At 72.6% G+C, this 15,675-nt stretch carries 15 protein-coding genes; 7 read left to right on the top strand and 8 right to left on the bottom strand.

Annotated elements, in window-relative coordinates; all coding sequences use genetic code 11:
* Positions 1-19: 19 nt before the first annotated feature.
* From MTQ10_RS17780 to MTQ10_RS17805, 6 genes are all read right to left on the bottom strand, one after another.
* A complete protein-coding gene (locus MTQ10_RS17780; RefSeq protein ID WP_247469219.1) occupies positions 20-880 on the bottom strand; it encodes a siderophore-interacting protein in 861 nt (286 codons plus the stop codon).
* A gap of 35 nt (positions 881-915) precedes the next feature.
* Positions 916-1,968: an ABC transporter substrate-binding protein gene (locus MTQ10_RS17785; RefSeq protein ID WP_247469221.1), complete on the bottom strand. Its 1,053-nt coding sequence runs from the start codon at positions 1,966-1,968 to the stop codon at positions 916-918.
* 127 nt (positions 1,969-2,095) lie between these two features.
* Positions 2,096-3,256 carry an acyl-CoA dehydrogenase family protein gene (locus tag MTQ10_RS17790; RefSeq protein ID WP_247469223.1) on the bottom strand — a complete coding sequence of 387 codons (1,161 nt, stop codon included), beginning with the start codon at positions 3,254-3,256 and terminating at the stop codon, positions 2,096-2,098.
* A 5-nt stretch (positions 3,257-3,261) separates the two neighbouring features.
* Positions 3,262-4,203 (bottom strand): hydroxymethylglutaryl-CoA lyase, encoded by a 942-nt coding sequence (locus tag MTQ10_RS17795; protein ID WP_247469224.1) that lies wholly within the window; start codon positions 4,201-4,203, stop codon positions 3,262-3,264.
* Positions 4,200-6,116, bottom strand: a complete 1,917-nt coding sequence (locus tag MTQ10_RS17800; protein ID WP_247469226.1) for an ATP-binding protein — start codon at positions 6,114-6,116, stop codon at positions 4,200-4,202. Before MTQ10_RS17800 ends, MTQ10_RS17795 begins: the two co-directional genes overlap by 4 nt.
* A 14-nt stretch (positions 6,117-6,130) precedes the next feature.
* The gene (locus MTQ10_RS17805; protein ID WP_247469228.1) at positions 6,131-7,747 is read right to left on the bottom strand and encodes a carboxyl transferase domain-containing protein; all 1,617 of its coding nucleotides are present in this window, start codon (positions 7,745-7,747) and stop codon (positions 6,131-6,133) included.
* Positions 7,748-7,868: 121 nt separating this feature from the next.
* On the opposite strand from MTQ10_RS17805, the gene MTQ10_RS17810 reads away from it, so the two are divergent.
* From MTQ10_RS17810 to MTQ10_RS17840, 7 genes are all read left to right on the top strand, one after another.
* Entirely contained in the window at positions 7,869-8,468 is a 600-nt protein-coding gene (locus MTQ10_RS17810; protein ID WP_247469229.1) for an SACE_7040 family transcriptional regulator, read from the top strand.
* A gap of 162 nt (positions 8,469-8,630) precedes the next feature.
* Complete coding sequence (locus tag MTQ10_RS17815; RefSeq protein ID WP_247469231.1) at positions 8,631-9,011, top strand: hypothetical protein; 381 nt, start codon at positions 8,631-8,633, stop codon at positions 9,009-9,011.
* A 16-nt stretch (positions 9,012-9,027) separates the two neighbouring features.
* The gene (locus MTQ10_RS17820) at positions 9,028-9,183 is read left to right on the top strand and encodes a hypothetical protein (RefSeq protein WP_247469233.1); all 156 of its coding nucleotides are present in this window, start codon (positions 9,028-9,030) and stop codon (positions 9,181-9,183) included.
* A 96-nt stretch (positions 9,184-9,279) separates the two neighbouring features.
* Positions 9,280-10,437, top strand: coding sequence for an acyl-CoA dehydrogenase family protein (locus tag MTQ10_RS17825; RefSeq protein ID WP_247469235.1), 1,158 nt, complete (start codon positions 9,280-9,282; stop codon positions 10,435-10,437).
* A gap of 36 nt (positions 10,438-10,473) precedes the next feature.
* The gene (locus MTQ10_RS17830) at positions 10,474-11,352 is read left to right on the top strand and encodes an acyl-CoA thioesterase (RefSeq protein ID WP_247469237.1); all 879 of its coding nucleotides are present in this window, start codon (positions 10,474-10,476) and stop codon (positions 11,350-11,352) included.
* Between the two features lie 253 nt (positions 11,353-11,605).
* Positions 11,606-13,375: a choice-of-anchor A family protein gene (locus MTQ10_RS17835; RefSeq protein WP_247469239.1), complete on the top strand. Its 1,770-nt coding sequence runs from the start codon at positions 11,606-11,608 to the stop codon at positions 13,373-13,375.
* 133 nt (positions 13,376-13,508) lie between these two features.
* Complete coding sequence (locus MTQ10_RS17840; RefSeq protein ID WP_247469241.1) at positions 13,509-14,201, top strand: L,D-transpeptidase family protein; 693 nt, start codon at positions 13,509-13,511, stop codon at positions 14,199-14,201.
* Positions 14,202-14,276: 75 nt separating this feature from the next.
* Here the strand turns inward: MTQ10_RS17840 and MTQ10_RS17845 are convergent, their stop codons facing one another.
* Entirely contained in the window at positions 14,277-15,065 is a 789-nt protein-coding gene (locus MTQ10_RS17845) for a phosphatase (RefSeq protein WP_247469243.1), read from the bottom strand.
* A 76-nt stretch (positions 15,066-15,141) separates the two neighbouring features.
* Positions 15,142-15,675: helix-turn-helix domain-containing protein (locus MTQ10_RS17850; RefSeq protein ID WP_247469245.1), on the bottom strand; the 534-nt coding region annotated here is incomplete at its 5' end.

A 15,675-nucleotide genomic window follows, 5' to 3' on the forward strand; every position in this document is an offset into this window, starting at 1 on the left:
GGTGCGGGGGAGGGGAGGGTCACTCCGCGACGCGCAGCTGTTCCTCCGTCAGGCCCTGGCGCCAGTAGCCGACGAAGGTGACCCGGCGTCGGTCGAAGCCGCGCTCGCCGACCAGATGCCGGCGCAGCGCCTTCACGCAGGACGACTCGCCCGCGATCCACGCGTACGGCCGCGCGGCGGGCGGCAGTCCGGCTGCGCGCAGGGCGTCGAGGGCCATGGGGGAGACCTCGGCGCCGTCGTGCCGGCCGTCCCGGACCAGCCAGGTGATCTCGGCGTCGGCCGCCGTTCTCAGGTCCTGGATGTCGCCCGCGCCGGGCACCTCCAGCCACACCCGGGCCGGCAGACCGGCGGGCAGGGACTCAAGGATCGCGGAGGCGGCGGGCAGTGCGGTCGCGTCGCCCCAGATCACCACTAGGTCGGTGTCCTCGGGCGGGCGGAAGCGGATCGCGCGATTGTCGGCGACGGCCGGGCCGAGCAGCAGTACCCGGTCACCGGCGGCGGCACGGGACGCCCAGCGGGAGGCGGGCCCGGCGGGCACGGCGGCGCCGGGTTCCACACCGTGCAGGACGAAATCGATGTCGATCTCGTCGGGGTCGCGGCGCAGCGCGCGCAGCGTGTACGAGCGCATCACGGCCCGTACGTCGTCGGGGAGTTCACGCCAGGCCTGCCACCAGCCGTCGCCCAGCTCGACGGGTACGACCGGCTCGCTCTGGCCGGGGTGCGGCAGGAACAGCGACAGGCTCTGGTCACGCCCGTCGGAGTCGAAGAAGGCGAGATCGGGGCCGGCGAAGGTGACCCGGACGAGAGACGGGCCGAGCCGCCTCGTCCGTACGACCTGGAGGGAGAAGAAACGGAACGGGGCGGCTACGGCCGTCGTCATGTGCGTGCTCCTGAGGTTTCAGGAAGGGACGGGGGTCAGCTGACCTTCTTGGCCTTCTCTAGGGCCTCGGCGAGGTCCTCGAGCAGTGGCGCGCACTTGTCGTAGGAGAGGATCGGCTCGGGGTTGCGGGCGATGACCTGGCCGGCCTTGACCGCGGGGAGCTTCTTCCAGGTGCCCTCGGTGATGTCGGCGGGCTGGATGGCCTGCGTACGGTTGTCCATGATGATCAGGTCGGCCGGGTACTTGTCGACGTTCTCCCAGCTCAGCGACTCGTACCAGCCGCCGCCCTCCTTCTTCGCGGACTCCGGCGGCTCGACGAAGTTCACGCCGAGCGCCTTGAAGTACTCCAGGTCGATGGAGAGGTTGGTGCCGGAGACGTAGAACAGGTCCTGGCTGGCGGAGCCGGCCATCACCTTGATGTCGGGCTTGGCCTTCGCGGCGGCGCGCAGCCGGGCGGCGGCGTCCTCGAAACGCTTCTTGGCGGCCTTGAACTTCTCGGAGGTGACGTCCCCGCCGAGCGACCTGGCCAGTTCGACCATGCGCTCCAGCGGCTTGTCCAGCTGCCGGTCGTAGACGGAGATGCCGACGCTGGGGGCGCCGACCGCCTCGATCTTGCTCTTGGACTCCTCGGGCACGTACCAGAGCGTGCCGGTGTCGTCGAACATCGTGGAGATGAGCGCGTCCGGGGCGAGGGAGGCGTACTTCTCGATGTTGAACTGGCCCCACTCGTTGCCGAGGTTGGTCACCTTGGTGACGTCGAGGTCGCCGGCCTGGACGTCGGGCTTGCCGTCCTTGGTGGTGGTCGGGCCGAAGACGCCCTTCACCTCGACGCCGTAGTCGTGCAGCGCGGCGGCCACGCCGATGAAGGCGACGATGTGCGAGGGCACCGTGTCGGCCTTGGCCGTCCGGCCGCGGTCGTCCTTGAAGGTCCAGGGGCCGGACTTGGCGGCGGCGGTGTTCTTGCCGGCGGAGCCCCCGTCTTTCGCGTCGTCGTCCCCGCAGGCTGCGAGCACGGCCCCGAGGCCGAGTGCGCCGCCGGCGGCCAGGATGCCGCGGCGGGTGAGGTGGGAGGCGCTGGCGTTGGACATGGGTGTGACTGCTTTCGAACGGGGCGAGGCGCCCGCCGGACAAGTTCGAAGGTAGGTTAGCCTAACCTCAGCGCTTGTCCAGAGGGCGCCCCCAGGTCTCACCCCATGGGACTCCGTGCGCCGCCCCTCAGCCCACCAGGCCCAACTCGCGGGCAATGAGCATCCGCTGGACCTCGCTGGTGCCCTCGCCGATCTCCAGGATCTTCGAGTCCCGCCACATACGGGCCACCGGATACTCGTTCATGAAGCCGTACCCGCCGTGGATCTGCGTGGCGTCCCGGGCGTTGTCCACGGCGACCGTGGACGAGTGCAGCTTCGCCACCGCCGCCTCCTTCTTGAACGGCTCGCCCGCCACCAGCCGGGCGGCGGCGTGACGCCACGCCAGCCGGGCCGTGTGCGCCTTCATCTCCATGTCGGCGATCTTGAACTGGATGGCCTGGTTCGCGCCGATCGGCCGCCCGAAGGCGTGGCGCTCCTTCGCGTACTTCACCGACTCGTCCACACAACCCTGCGCGAGGCCCGTCGCCAGCGCGGCGATCGCGATCCGGCCCTCGTCGAGGATCCGCAGGAACTGGGCGTAGCCGCGGCCCTCCTCGCCCAGCAGGTTCGCCGCCGGCACCCGCACGTCCTGGAAGGACAGCTCACGCGTGTCGGAGGCGTTCCAGCCCACCTTCGAGTACGGCGCCGCCACGGTGAAGCCGGGCGTGCCCGACGGCACGATGATCGCCGAGATCCGCGGTCGGCCGTCCGGCTTGCGTCCCGTGACCGCGGTGACCGTGACCAGGCCCGTGATGTCGGTGCCCGAGTTGGTGATGAAGCACTTCGTGCCGTTGATCACCCATTCGTTCGTCTCCGCGTCGAGGCGGGCCGTGGTGCGGGTGGCGCCCGCGTCGCTGCCGCCGTCCGGCTCCGTCAGACCGAACGCGCCGAGGATCTCGCCCCGGCACAGCCGCGGCAGCCACTCCCGCTTCTGCTCCTCCGTGCCGAACAGATGGATCGGCATCGCGCCCAGCGACACCCCCGCCTCCAGCGTGATCGCCACGGACGAGTCCACGCGGGCCAGCTCCTCCAGCGCCACGCCCAGGGCGAGATAGTCGCCGCCCATGCCGCCGTACTCCTCCGGGAACGGCAGCCCGAACAGGCCCATACGGCCCATCTCGCGCACGATCTCGTACGGGAACTCGTGCCGCTCGTAGAAGTCGCCGATCTTCGGCGCCACCACGTCGTGCGCGAACTCCTCGACCGTGCGGCGGAGTTCCTCCAGCTCGGGGGAGAGTCGGTAGTCCATCTGTCTCACTGCTCCTGGTGGGAGAGGGCTCGTACGGTGCGGGAGGGGCTGGGTCGGCCCAGTCGGTCGGCCATCCACACGCTTGTGGCGACGAGACGGCCGAGATCGACCCCGGTGTCGATGCCGAGGCCCCGCAGCATCCACACGAGGTCTTCGGTGGCGAGATTGCCGGTGGCGGACTTGGCGTACGGGCAGCCGCCCAGGCCGCCCGCGGAGGCGTCGACGGTGGTGACGCCGTGCCGCAGCGCGGCCAGGGTGTTGGCGAGGGCCTGGCCGTACGTGTCGTGGAAGTGCACGCCGAGCGCGGGCGTCGGCACGTCCGCCGCGTTCAGCGCGGTCAGCAGCGCGGTGACATGGCCCGGCGTGGCCACGCCGATGGTGTCGCCGAGGCTCAGCTCGTCGCAGCCCATGTCCACAAGGGCCCGGCAGACGCGCACCACCTGCGGCACCGGGACCGGGCCCTCCCACGGGTCGCCGAAGCACATCGACAGATAGCCGCGCACATGCACGCCCTCCGCCTTCGCCCGGGACACCACCGGCTCGAACATGGCGAGTGCCTCGTCGACCGTGCGGTTGAGGTTGGCCTTGGCGAAGGACTCCGTGGCGCTGGCGAACACGGCGACGCGGCGGGCGCCGAGGGCGAGCGCCCGGTCCAGGCCGCGCTCGTTCGGCACCAGCACCGGCAGGTCCACCGGCAGATCCGCGATCCGCGGGAACAGCTGCTCGGCGTCGGCGAGCTGCGGCACCCACTTGGGGTGGACGAAGCTCGTCGCCTCGATCGTGGTCAGTCCGGCGTCGGCGAGGCGGCGCACGAACTCCGCCTTCACCTCGGTCGGCACCGCGGTCTTCTCGTTCTGCAGGCCGTCGCGGGCGCCGACCTCGTGGATGCGCACCCGCGCGGGCAGGCCCTCGGCGGGCACGGTCATCGGCAGTCCGGGGGCGGTCATCCTGCCTCCTTCTCGTGCGGCTCGATCACGGCCAGCACCTGGTCCATGGCGACCGTGCTGCCCGGGGTGACGTCCAGTTCGGCGACCGTGCCGGCGTGCGGGGCGGAGATGACGTGCTCCATCTTCATCGCCTCCACCACCAGCAGGCTCTGACCGGCGCTCACCTCGTCGCCGACGGCGACCTTCACCACCGTCACCGTGCCCGGCATGGGCGCGGTCAGGGAGTCCGCGCCCGTGTGCCCGGCGCCCGTCAGGGAGGCCGCGACCGGGTCGTGGTCCCGCACCTGCCAGGCGTCGCCGTCGCGGCCCAGCCAGTCCCCGGCGCGGTGGAAGGAGTGCCGGACGCCGTCGAGGGTGACCTCGACCCGGCCGGCGGTGACGGTGTGCGTGCCGCGCGGGGTGTGCTCGACGGGGTCGGTGACCTTCAGCGGGAAGGTGACCGGCTTCGGCTCGCCGCCCAGCCGCCAGCCGCTCGGCACCGCGAACGGGTCCGTCCAGCCGTCGCTGTCGGGCCGCAGCGCGTGCAGCCGTACGGCCGCCGCCGCCTCGTACACCTCCTCCGGCACCCCGTCCGGGACCAGGTCGCCGGCCACGCGCTCGACCAGGCCCGTGTCCAGATCCCCGGAGACCACGTCCGGGTGGGCGAGCAGCCGGCGCAGGAAGCCCGCGTTGGTCTGCACGCCCAGCGTCACCGTCTCCGCGAGGGCCGCGCGCAGCCGGCGCAGCGCGGTCGCCCGGTCCGGGCCGTACGCGACGACCTTCGACAGCATCGGGTCGTACAGGCTGCCCACCTCGGTGCCCTCGGTGAGCCCGGAGTCGGTGCGCACGCCGTCGCCCTGCGGTTCGCGCAGCAGCAGCACCCGGCCGCCGGACGGCAGGAAGCCGCGGGAAGGGTCCTCGGCGCAGATCCGCGCCTCGACCGCGTGCCCGGTGAGGGCGACGTCCTCCTGCCGGAAGCCCAGCGGCTCCCCGGCGGCCACCCGCACCTGCCACTCCACCAGGTCCAGGCCGGTGATCAGCTCGGTCACCGGGTGCTCCACCTGGAGGCGGGTGTTCATCTCCATGAAGCAGTACGACGACGGGTCGGCCCCCGGCACGATGAACTCCACCGTGCCCGCGCCGCGGTAGCCGCAGGAGCGGGCCGCCTGCACGGCCGCCTCACCCATCGCCGCCCGCGTCGCCTCGTCCAGCAGGACGCTCGGCGCCTCCTCGACGATCTTCTGGTGCCGGCGCTGAAGGGAGCACTCGCGCTCGCCCAGATGCACCACATTGCCGTGCCCGTCGGCCAGCACCTGGATCTCGATGTGCCGGGGGCGGTCGATCCACCGCTCCACCAGCAGCGTGTCGTCACCGAAGGAGGCGCGGGCCTCGCGCCGGGCGGCGGCGATCTCCTCGTCCAGCACGGACAGGTCCCGCACCAGCCGCATGCCCTTGCCGCCGCCGCCCGCGCTGGGCTTCAGCAGCACCGGCGCGCCCAGCTCACGGGCCGCCTCCGCCAGTTCGGGATCGCGACCGCCGGGCACCACGGGCACGCCCGCGGCCTTCACGGTCTCCTTGGCGCGGATCTTGTCGCCCATCAGCGCGATCGCCTCGGCGGGCGGCCCGATGAAGACCAGCCCGGCCTCCTCGCAGGCCCGAGCGAAGTCGGCGTTCTCCGCGAGGAAGCCGTAACCGGGGTGGACGGCCTGCGCGCCGGTGCGGGCGGCGGCCTCGAGCAGCCGCTCGGCCGACAGATAGCTCTCCGCGGCGGGCGGCGGCCCGATCCGCACCGCCGAGTCCGCCTCCCGGACGTGCCGGGCGTCCGCGTCGGCGTCGGAGAAGACGGCCACCGAGCGGATGCCCATTCGCCGCAGCGTACGGATGACCCGGACCGCGATCTCGCCGCGGTTGGCCACGAGTACGGTGTCGAACATCGAAGTCCCCCTCCTCACATCCGGAAGACGCCGAACTGGGGGTCACCCAGGGGCGCGTTGCCGCAGGCCGTCAGCGCGAGACCCAGCACCTGCCGGGTCTCCAGCGGGTCGATGACCCCGTCGTCCCACAGCCGTGCCGTGGCGTAGTAGGCGTTGCCCTGGCGCTCGTACTGGGCGCGGATGGGGGCCTTGAACGCCTCCTCTTCCTCCGCGGGCCACTCCTCGCCGCGCGCCTCCAGCTGGTCCCGCTTCACGGTGGCCAGCACGGACGCCGCCTGCTCACCGCCCATCACGGAGATCTTGGCGTTCGGCCACATCCACAGGAACCGGGGCGAATAGGCGCGGCCGCACATCGAGTAGTTGCCCGCCCCGTACGACCCGCCGACCACCACCGTCAGCTTCGGCACGCGCGTGCACGCGACCGCCGTGACCATCTTCGCGCCGTGCTTGGCGATACCGCCGGCCTCGTAGTCCTTGCCGACCATGAACCCGGAGATGTTCTGCAGGAACACCAGCGGGATGCCGCGCTGGTCGCACAGCTCGATGAAGTGGGCGCCCTTCTGCGCGGACTCGGAGAACAGGATGCCGTTGTTCGCGACGATCCCCACCGGGTGCCCCATGATCCGGGCGAAGCCCGTGACCAGGGTCTGCCCGAACTCCGCCTTGAACTCGGCGAACCGGGAACCGTCGGTGATCCGGGCGATGATCTCCCGTACGTCGTAGGGGGTGCGGGAGTCCACCGGCACCGCCCCGTACAGCCCGTACGGGTCCACCTTCGGCTCGGCCGCCGGCTCCACCTTCCAGGGGAACTCCCCGCGCGCGGGCAGCGTGGAGACGATCGTGCGGACGATCCGCAGCGCGTGCGCGTCGTCCTCCGCGAGATGGTCGGTGACACCGGAGACGCGGGAGTGCACCTCGCCGCCGCCCAGCTCCTCCGCGGTGACGACCTCACCGGTCGCGGCCTTCACCAGCGGCGGGCCGCCCAGGAAGATCGTGCCCTGGCCCCGGACGATGACCGCCTCGTCGCTCATCGCCGGGACGTACGCGCCGCCCGCCGTGCACGAGCCGAGCACCGCCGCGATCTGCGGGATGCCCGCGCCCGACATACGGGCCTGGTTGTAGAAGATCCGCCCGAAGTGCTCCCGGTCCGGGAACACCTCGTCCTGCATCGGCAGGAACGCGCCGCCCGAGTCCACCAGGTACAGACACGGAAGACGGTTCTCCAGCGCCACCTCCTGGGCGCGCAGATGCTTCTTCACCGTCATCGGGTAGTACGTGCCGCCCTTGACGGTGGCGTCATTGGCGACGATCACGCACTCGCGCCCGCTGACCCGGCCGATCCCGGCGATCACCCCCGCGGCCGGGGCCTGGTCCTCGTACATCCCGTCCGCCGCCAGCGGCGCCAGCTCCAGGAACGGCGAGCCGGGATCGAGCAGCGTGTCCACCCGGTCCCTGGGCAGCAGCTTGCCGCGCGCGGTGTGCCGCGCCCTGGCCTTCTCGCCCCCGCCGAGCCGCGCCCGCGCCAGCTTGGCGCGCAGCTCCTCGACGAGCGCGCGGTGCGCCCGCTCGTTGGCCTGCCAGGCCGCCGACGCGGGATCCGCCGCGCTCGTCAGCTCCGGTGCCTCGTGCATCCTTGCGGTCCCCTCACCCAGCGATCGTGTCGATGGCCGATCCGTGATCGTGACTGTTAATGAGCGTTAACCATTTCCATCAGGTTAACGACCGCTAACTCCGCTGTCTAGAATTGCCTCCATGGCCACCAGAACCGACGCCCCGACCCGCCGCGAGCAGATCCTCAAGGAAGCCGCACGGCTCTTCGCCGACCGCGGCTTCCACGGCGTCGGCGTGGACGAGATAGGCGCCGCCGTCGGCATCAGCGGCCCCGGGCTCTACCGGCACTTCCCGGGCAAGGACGCGATGCTCGCCGAGCTGCTCGTGGGGATCAGCGGGCGGCTGCTGACGGGGGCGAAGCGCCGGCTGGCCGAGGCCGACGGGGTGACCTCCTCGCAGATCCTGGACTCGCTCATCGAGGGCCACATCGACTTCGCCCTGGACGACCGGCCCCTCATCACCCTGCACGACCGTGAGCTGGACCGCCTCCGGGACAGCGACCGCAAGCTGGTCCGCCAGCTCCAGCGGCAGTACGTCGAGCTGTGGGTGCAGGTGGTCCGCGAGGTCTACCCCGGTCTCGCCGAGCCCACCGCCCGCTCGGCGGTGCACTCCGTGTTCGGCCTGCTCAACTCCACCCCGCACCTCGGCCGCGCCGGCACCCTCCCGGGGCGCGCCGCCACCGCCGAGCTGCTGCACCGCATGGCCCGGGGGGCGTTCGCGGCGGCGGAGGCCGAGGGGTGAGCCGTCGCCGGGCCCGTCCGGCGCGGGGCGTTGCGCGGCGCTGAAGAACCGCTGAAGAACGGCTGGAGCGACCCTGAAGCCGCCGCCCATCAGCCCTGTTGAGAGGCGACCGGCGGCGTAGCATCGATCGGCGGTGACCGACTCGCTGATCGGGGGAGACCCATGCAACCACGCCCGGACGACCGTGCCGCGTCGGCCCTGCGCTTCCTCACCGAGATCATCGCCTGGGTCGCCACGCCCTGGGCCCTGGCCTCGTACTCCTGGGTGCTCGCCGTGCTGTCCGTGGTGGTGCTGATCGGCCTGCCCACCCTCTTCGCGACACCGGGCGACAAGCCGCAGGTGATGATCCCCGTGCCGGGGTGGGTCACCATCGCGCTGGTGCTGCTCCAGCTCGTCGCCGCCGTGGTGTCGTCCTGGGCGGCCTGGCCGGCGTGGGCGGCCGTCGTGGTGACGGGGCTCGCCGTCGTCTGCCTCTTCACCGAGCGCCGCCGCTGGCTGTGGCTGCTCGCCGCCGACCGTGCCCGGGGGCGCCGTACGGCCTGAACCGCACGGCGTCGCGGTGACCGCAGGGCCGCACGGCGTCGCCGTGCCGGCCGAGTCGCACAGTGTCGCCGTACCGGCCGAGTCGCACAGGGTCGCCGTACCGCCACAACCGAACAACGTCGACGAGCCGTCCGAGCCGTACACGCCGCCGGTCCCGCGCCGGGCCGCGTGACGAGCGTTACGGACGGTTCCCTCTGGACGCGCACCCTACCCGCCGGTACGGTTGTCTGAGCAAGCGCTTAGACATGCGTACCCTGGAGGTGGCGCCGTGCGCCGTACGGTGTTCAACGAGGATCATGAGGCGTTCCGGGAGACCCTTCGCGCCTTCATCGAGGCCGAGGTCGTCCCCGTCTACGACGAGTGGTTCGCGGCCGGGCAGGCGCCGCGCGACTTCTACTACAAGCTCGGCGAGCTGGGCATCTTCGGCATCAGCGTGCCGGAGGAGTTCGGCGGCGCGGGCCTGGACACCCACAAGTTCGAGGCCGTCCTCTACGAGGAGACCGCCCGCGCGGGCGTCCAGTTCGGCGGCTCCGGCGTGCACGTGCTGCTCGCCCTGCCGTACATCAAGATGCTGGCCACGGACGAGCAGAAGAAGCGGTACCTGCCGAAGTTCGTCACCGGCGAGGAGATGTGGGCCATCGCCATGACCGAGCCGGGCACCGGTTCGGACCTGGCCGGCATGAAGACCACCGCCAAGCTCTCCGAGGACGGCACGCACTACGTCCTCAACGGCGCCAAGACCTTCATCACCGGCGGCGTCCACGCCGACCGCGTCATCGTCTGCGCCCGCACCGCCGCGCCCACCGCCGAGGACCGCCGCCACGGCATCTCCCTGTTCGCCGTGGACACCAAGTCCGAGGGCTACTCCGTCGGCCGCAAGCTCGACAAGCTGGGCCTGCGCACCTCCGACACCGCCGAGCTGGCGTTCGTCGACGTCAAGGTGCCCGTCGAGGACCTGCTCGGCGAGGAGAACAAGGGCTTCTACTACCTCGGCCACAACCTGGCCTCCGAGCGCTGGGGCATCGCCTTCGGTGCCTACGCCCAGGCCAAGGCGGCCGTCCGGTTCGCCAAGCAGTACGTGCAGGAGCGCACCGTCTTCGGCAAGCCCGTCGCACACTTCCAGAACACCAAGTTCGAACTGGCCGCCTGCCAGGCCGAGGTCGACGCCGCCGAGGCCGTCGCCGACCGCGCCCTGGAGGCCCTGGACGCCGGTGAGCTGACCGCCGCCGAGGCCGCCTCCGCCAAGCTGTTCTGCACCGAGGTCGCCCACCGCGTCATCGACCGCTGCCTCCAGCTGCACGGCGGCTACGGCTACATGAACGAGTACCCGATCGCCCGCCTGTACGCGGACAACCGCGTCAACCGCATCTACGGCGGCACCAGCGAGATCATGAAGACGATCATCGCCAAGGACATGGGTCTGTAGCACGACGGTCACCGCCGTCCGGTAGACCCGTCACCCATGAACCAGGCACTGAAGGATCTCCTCGATCTGCTCGACCTGGAGCAGATCGAGGAGAACATCTTCCGCGGTCGCTCCCGCTCCGCCGTCGTCCCCCGGGTCTTCGGCGGGCAGGTCGCGGCCCAGGCGCTCGTCGCCGCCGGCCGCACGGTCCCCGCGGACCGGCCCCCGCACTCGCTCCACGCGTACTTCCTGCGCATGGGCGACCCGGGCGCGCCCATCGTCTACACCGTCGAACGCATCCGCGACGGCCGCTCCTTCACCACCCGCCGTGTCGTCGCCGTCCAGCACGGCCGGCCGATCTTCTCGCTGTCGGCGTCCTTCCAGGAGCACGAGGCAGGCCTCGACCACCAGGCGCCGATGCCGCCCGCGCCCGACCCGGTCACCCTGCCCACCTCGGCCGAGCGGTTCCGCGGCTACGACCACCTCGACCCCGAGGTCGTCGCCCGCTTCCTCGAGGCCCGCGAGGCGATCGACCTGCGCTACGTCGACGAGCCGCCGTACGGCCGCTACGGCGAGCCCCGCGAACCCCACTCCCAGGTGTGGTTCCGCACCGCCGGCAAGCTCGCCGAGGACGACCCGCTGCTGCACGTCGTCCTCGCCACCTACGTCTCCGACATGACGCTGCTCGACTCCGTGCTGCTCGCGCACGGCCGCGGCGGCTGGGCCGTCGGCGACGTCGTCGGGGCCTCCCTGGACCACGCCATGTGGTTCCACCGCCCGTTCCGCGCCGACGAATGGCTCCTGTACGACCAGGAGTCGCCGTCCGCGTACGGCGGCCGGGGCCTGGGCCAGGCCCGCATCTACACCCAGGACGGCCGGCTCGCCGTGTCGGTCATCCAGGAGGGCGTGGTCCGCGTCCCGCGCGGCCCCCGGTGACGACCCGCCCGCCGATGCGGGCGCGGCCGGCCTGAGCCGGGGCCGCCGTAACCCCGCGCGGCGGGAACCCCACGCCACCGGGCAGCTCACCGGCGCGGGCGCTGTGCTCCGCCCGGCCGACGGAGTTGGCGCGCGCGGGTGAGCGTGCCGCCCGCCCGTGGCGCGTCGCGCGGGTCGGTGCGCGCCGCACGCCGAACCGGCCACGAGACTCCGAAGAATGAGTCAAAGCACGACAGATCGCCCGATCGGCAGGGTGCGACGCGCCCGGTCCGCCGTACTCGCCGCCGTGCTCACGGCCGCGACCGTTCCCGTACTGCTGGGCACCTCCGCGGCACCCGCCGCCGCGGCTCCCCTTCCGGGCGGCCTCGGGCCGTGTGTGCCCGGCAGATGCCCCTCGCCGTTCCCCGGCATCAACAACGGGACCATCGCGGGCCGGGACAACGCGATCAACATCTTTGTCGGGGACGACTTCCTCGTCCGGGGCCGCGCGGCCGAGGCGGAGGGCCGTGTCGTCGTCCTCGACGACTTCGACATGGCCAAGGACCGGACCGCGGGCCAGACCTACAACATCGGCGAGGTGGGCGTCGGCTCCCGCGTCCCGCCGCCCGTCGGCGCGGACTGGCTGACGACGGGCGGCGACATCACCGTGGCCGCCGGCCAGCGCGTGCTGGCCGAGGCCGGCGTCGTACGGCACGCGGGGTCGGTCACCGGCACGGTGATGGCGACGCTGCGGCAGGACCCGGACGCGGTCGCCCCCTACGCGGGGCTGCGCGACCGGCTCACCGCGGCCAGCCGCTGCTACGCGCGCGTGGACGGGCAGCCGCGGACGCCGACCGGCACGGCCGTGAACGAGGGCGGCCAGACCGTGTTCACCGGTGACGGAAGCTCGACGCTCCAGGTGTTCAACGTGGACTTCGACCTCGCGGGCCCCGGCGGCCGGCAGCAGGGCATCGTGTTCCGGAACATCCCCGCGAACGCCACCGTCCTCGTCAACGTCCTGGGCACCGACCGGACCGTCAACACCTACAGCGGAGGCATCGACGACGCCACGGACCCGCTGAACGCCTACCGCGAACGGCTGCTGTGGAACTTCCCCGACGCCACGAGCCTCGGCCTCACCGGCACCGGGCAGTTCCAGGGGAGCGTCCTCGTCGGCGAGCAGAGCTCGATGACGACGGTGACGCTGCCCGGCATCAACGGCCGCTTCTTCACGACGGGTTCGCTCACCCACACCAGCGCGGGCGGCGGGGGCCAGGAGTTCCACGCCTACCCGTTCACGGGCGACCTCCCGGACTGCTCCGGCACCACACCCGTCACCGGCGCCGTGCAGGTGGTGAAGCGTGACGCCGCCACGGGTGACCTGTTGCCGGGTGCCGTCTTCCGATTGTGGCGGGAGAGCAACGGCAGTGACGGTCTGCAGACCACCGGCACGAATCCGGACACGCAGGTCGGTGACGCCTGTACGACGGGCGCCGACGGGACCTGCGCGCGCACGGTCGAGACGGGTACGTACTACTGGCAGGAGACCGCGGCGCCTCCCGGCTACGAGCTGCCCGACCCCGCCGTCAGCCGGCCCCTGGTCCTCACCGCCGACAACGCCGCCGCCGGCGTCACCGTCGACGCCGTGAACTCCCGGACGCCGGTCCCCGAGCCGAAGGGCGCGCTGGAGCTGGTGAAGACCGATGCCAAGACCGGACGCCCGCTCGCCGGCGCGGTGTTCGAGCTGTGGCGCGAGACCAACGGCGTCGAGGGGTTGCAGACCGGCGGCACCGACCCCGACACCCGGACCGGAGCCGGCTGCGCCACCGACGACCGGGGCGTCTGCGCCTACGGCGATCTGCCGCCCGGGCAGTACTACCTGCGCGAGACGGCCGTTCCCGAGGGGTACGTCCTGCCCGCGCGCAACGTCTTCGGCCCGTACACCGTCACCGAGGGGACAGCGGCCGACCCCGTCCGGGTGACGCTCACCAACCAGCGCGGTGAACCGTGCAAGGACGGCTACGGCAAGGGCTGCAAGCACTGAGCCGCGGCACGGGACGGCTTCTCGCGTCCCGCGGCGGCCGGGCCGGTGCGTTCACCGGTTCGGCCGCCTCCCGCCTGGCCCCCGCAGGACCGGACTGGTTGCCTGGAACGAGGACGTACCGGGAGGAGAACCCGTGCCGACTGTGCGAACCCTGGTCGCCGCCGTCATCGTGACCGCCGCGCTGCTGTCCACCACCGCGCCGGCCGCCGCCGCGACCGGCCCCGCAGCCGCCGTCATGTGCGACGCGCCGACGGGCCCCTACCAGCGCCCGCTGGAGGAGTTCCTCGGCCGGCCCGTCGACGGTGTCCAGTCCCCCGAGGACTGCGCCGCCGTACAGGCCTTCCAGCAGCGCGAGGGCCTGCCGCGCACCGACGGCTACGCCGACCTCGCCACCTACCGGGCGGCGGTCGTCGTCCTCGCCCGGCCCGACCCCAACGCGCAGGGCCGCTGCCCCGACCTCGACACCCGAGTGACGTGCGTCGACATGGACCGGCAGCTGCTGTGGGTGCAGACCGGGCGCCGGGTCGACTTCGGGCCGGTGCCCGTCCGTACCGGGCGGGACAGCGAGGAGACCCGGCCCGGCCTGCACCGGGTGTACTGGCGCAGCAAGGACCACGTCTCCACGCTGTACGACGTGCCCATGCCGTACGCCCAGTTCTTCGACGGCGGCCAGGCGCTGCACGGGCGGGCGGGCGACCTGTACGACGGCGGCGGCTCGGCGGGCTGCGTCAACCTCACCCTGAAGGACGCGCGAGCCCTGTGGGACCTGCTGGACGTGGACGACCTGGTGTACGTGTGGGGCACGAAGCCCGGTACGGACGACTGAACGGCCGTACCGCAGCGGCGCGTACCGTCCGGCAGCGCGCCGAGGGCCGACGCGCGGCCCTCCTCCGACCGGGGCTCAGGCCAGCCCCGCCTCCGCCAGCAGATACGCCGTCATCGGGTCGTAGTGGCGAGGGCTCGCCACATGGTCGTCGAGCGGCACCGCCACCTGAAGGGTGCCCTCGGACTCCGCGAGGAACAGTGCCGGGTCGTTGCAGTCGGCGTACCCGACCGCGTCCACGCCGTGCTGCGCCGCGTACCCCGCCCAGCCGTGGTCGGCGACGACCAGGTCGGGCAGGGGGCGGCCCGCGCGCTCCAGGCCCGTCAGGATCGCCCGCATCGGCTCACCGGAGTGCGTGTGCCACAGCGTGGCCCCGTGCTCCAGCACCGCCACGTCCGCGAACTGCATCACGTACCCCTCGTCCGTCACCAGCCCGTCCGGGATGACGACGATCTCGCACCCGGCCGCGCGCAGCGCCTGCGCCGTCGCCCGGTGCACGTCGAGCAGACCGCCCGGGTGGCCCGTGGCGAGCAGCACCCGCTGCCGGCCGTCGGCCGCCTTGCGCAGCCGCGCCGCCATCCGCTCCAGCGCGGACAGCGTCAGCTCGGGGTCGATGGTGTCCTGCCCGTGCCGGTGCTCCGGGTCGTCGTTGACGCCGACCCGCTCCGCCATGACCGCGAGGACGTCCTGCTCGTCGGACCAGCGGTCGCCCAGCTCCAGACCGAACCAGTAGCGGCGGTCGCCGTTCGCCAGCTTGCGGTAGTGCAGCAGGTTGTTCTCGCGGGGCGTGGCGACATCGCCCGCGATGCGGGTGCGGACGAGGTGGTCGACTAGCTCGGCGCGGCTGGGGGTCCCGGGTATCGGCATGGTCACCATTGTGGGGCAGAGCCCCGCACGGCCACCCTCCCTCCCGCACGCTGGGACGTGGATCACGCACCGTGCGTCACCGGTGGCGCAGCGCGAACCACAGCTCCATGCGGACGTCCGGATCGTCCAGGTCCGCGTCGAGCAGGGCCGCGCAGCGCGCGATCCGCTGCCGCACGGTGTTGCGGTGCACGGACAGCGCGACCGCCGTGCGGTCCCAGCTGCCGTGCAGGGACAGCCACGCCCGCAGCGTCTCCGTGAGCGTGTCCGGCAGCGGGGCCAGCAGGGCGCGGGCGTGCGCCTCCGCCTCGCCGGGCGGCACCAGGTCGGCGAGGCCGGGTCGCGCCCCGTGCCGCACCAGCGGTACGCGCCTGGCGCGGGCTCGGGCCAGCGCGCGGGCGGCCTGCGTGTCGGCGGCGGGCAGGGCGTCGGGAGCGGCGGGCGCGCTGACCCCGAGGGTCCAGCCGGGAAGCGGGGCGATCGTGGCGTCCTCGGGCAGCAGCATCCGTACGACGCCGTCGCCGAGGTCGATCAGCGACGAGCCCAGCGCGGCCCCCAGCGCGGCGGCGGCCAGGGCGTCGGGGGCGTCGGGTGGTGCCGGGGCGGCGGGGGG

The organism is Streptomyces sp. XM83C (genome assembly GCF_023072675.1).
In the GTDB taxonomy this organism is placed as follows: Bacteria; Actinomycetota; Actinomycetes; order Streptomycetales; family Streptomycetaceae; genus Streptomyces; species Streptomyces thermocoprophilus.

Excerpts from the sequence above, each read along its gene's own strand:
- MTQ10_RS17780 (WP_247469219.1), bottom strand. The coding sequence starts at position 880 with ATGACGACGGCCGTAGCCGCCCCGTTCCGTTTCTTCTCCCTCCAGGTC.
- MTQ10_RS17785 (WP_247469221.1), bottom strand. The coding sequence starts at position 1,968 with ATGTCCAACGCCAGCGCCTCCCACCTCACCCGCCGCGGCATCCTGGCC.
- MTQ10_RS17790 (WP_247469223.1), bottom strand. The coding sequence starts at position 3,256 with ATGGACTACCGACTCTCCCCCGAGCTGGAGGAACTCCGCCGCACGGTC.
- MTQ10_RS17795 (WP_247469224.1), bottom strand. The coding sequence starts at position 4,203 with ATGACCGCCCCCGGACTGCCGATGACCGTGCCCGCCGAGGGCCTGCCC.
- MTQ10_RS17800 (WP_247469226.1), bottom strand. The coding sequence starts at position 6,116 with ATGTTCGACACCGTACTCGTGGCCAACCGCGGCGAGATCGCGGTCCGG.
- MTQ10_RS17805 (WP_247469228.1), bottom strand. The coding sequence starts at position 7,747 with ATGCACGAGGCACCGGAGCTGACGAGCGCGGCGGATCCCGCGTCGGCG.
- MTQ10_RS17810 (WP_247469229.1), top strand. The coding sequence starts at position 7,869 with ATGGCCACCAGAACCGACGCCCCGACCCGCCGCGAGCAGATCCTCAAG.
- MTQ10_RS17815 (WP_247469231.1), top strand. The coding sequence starts at position 8,631 with ATGCAACCACGCCCGGACGACCGTGCCGCGTCGGCCCTGCGCTTCCTC.
- MTQ10_RS17830 (WP_247469237.1), top strand. The coding sequence starts at position 10,474 with ATGAACCAGGCACTGAAGGATCTCCTCGATCTGCTCGACCTGGAGCAG.
- MTQ10_RS17845 (WP_247469243.1), bottom strand. The coding sequence starts at position 15,065 with ATGCCGATACCCGGGACCCCCAGCCGCGCCGAGCTAGTCGACCACCTC.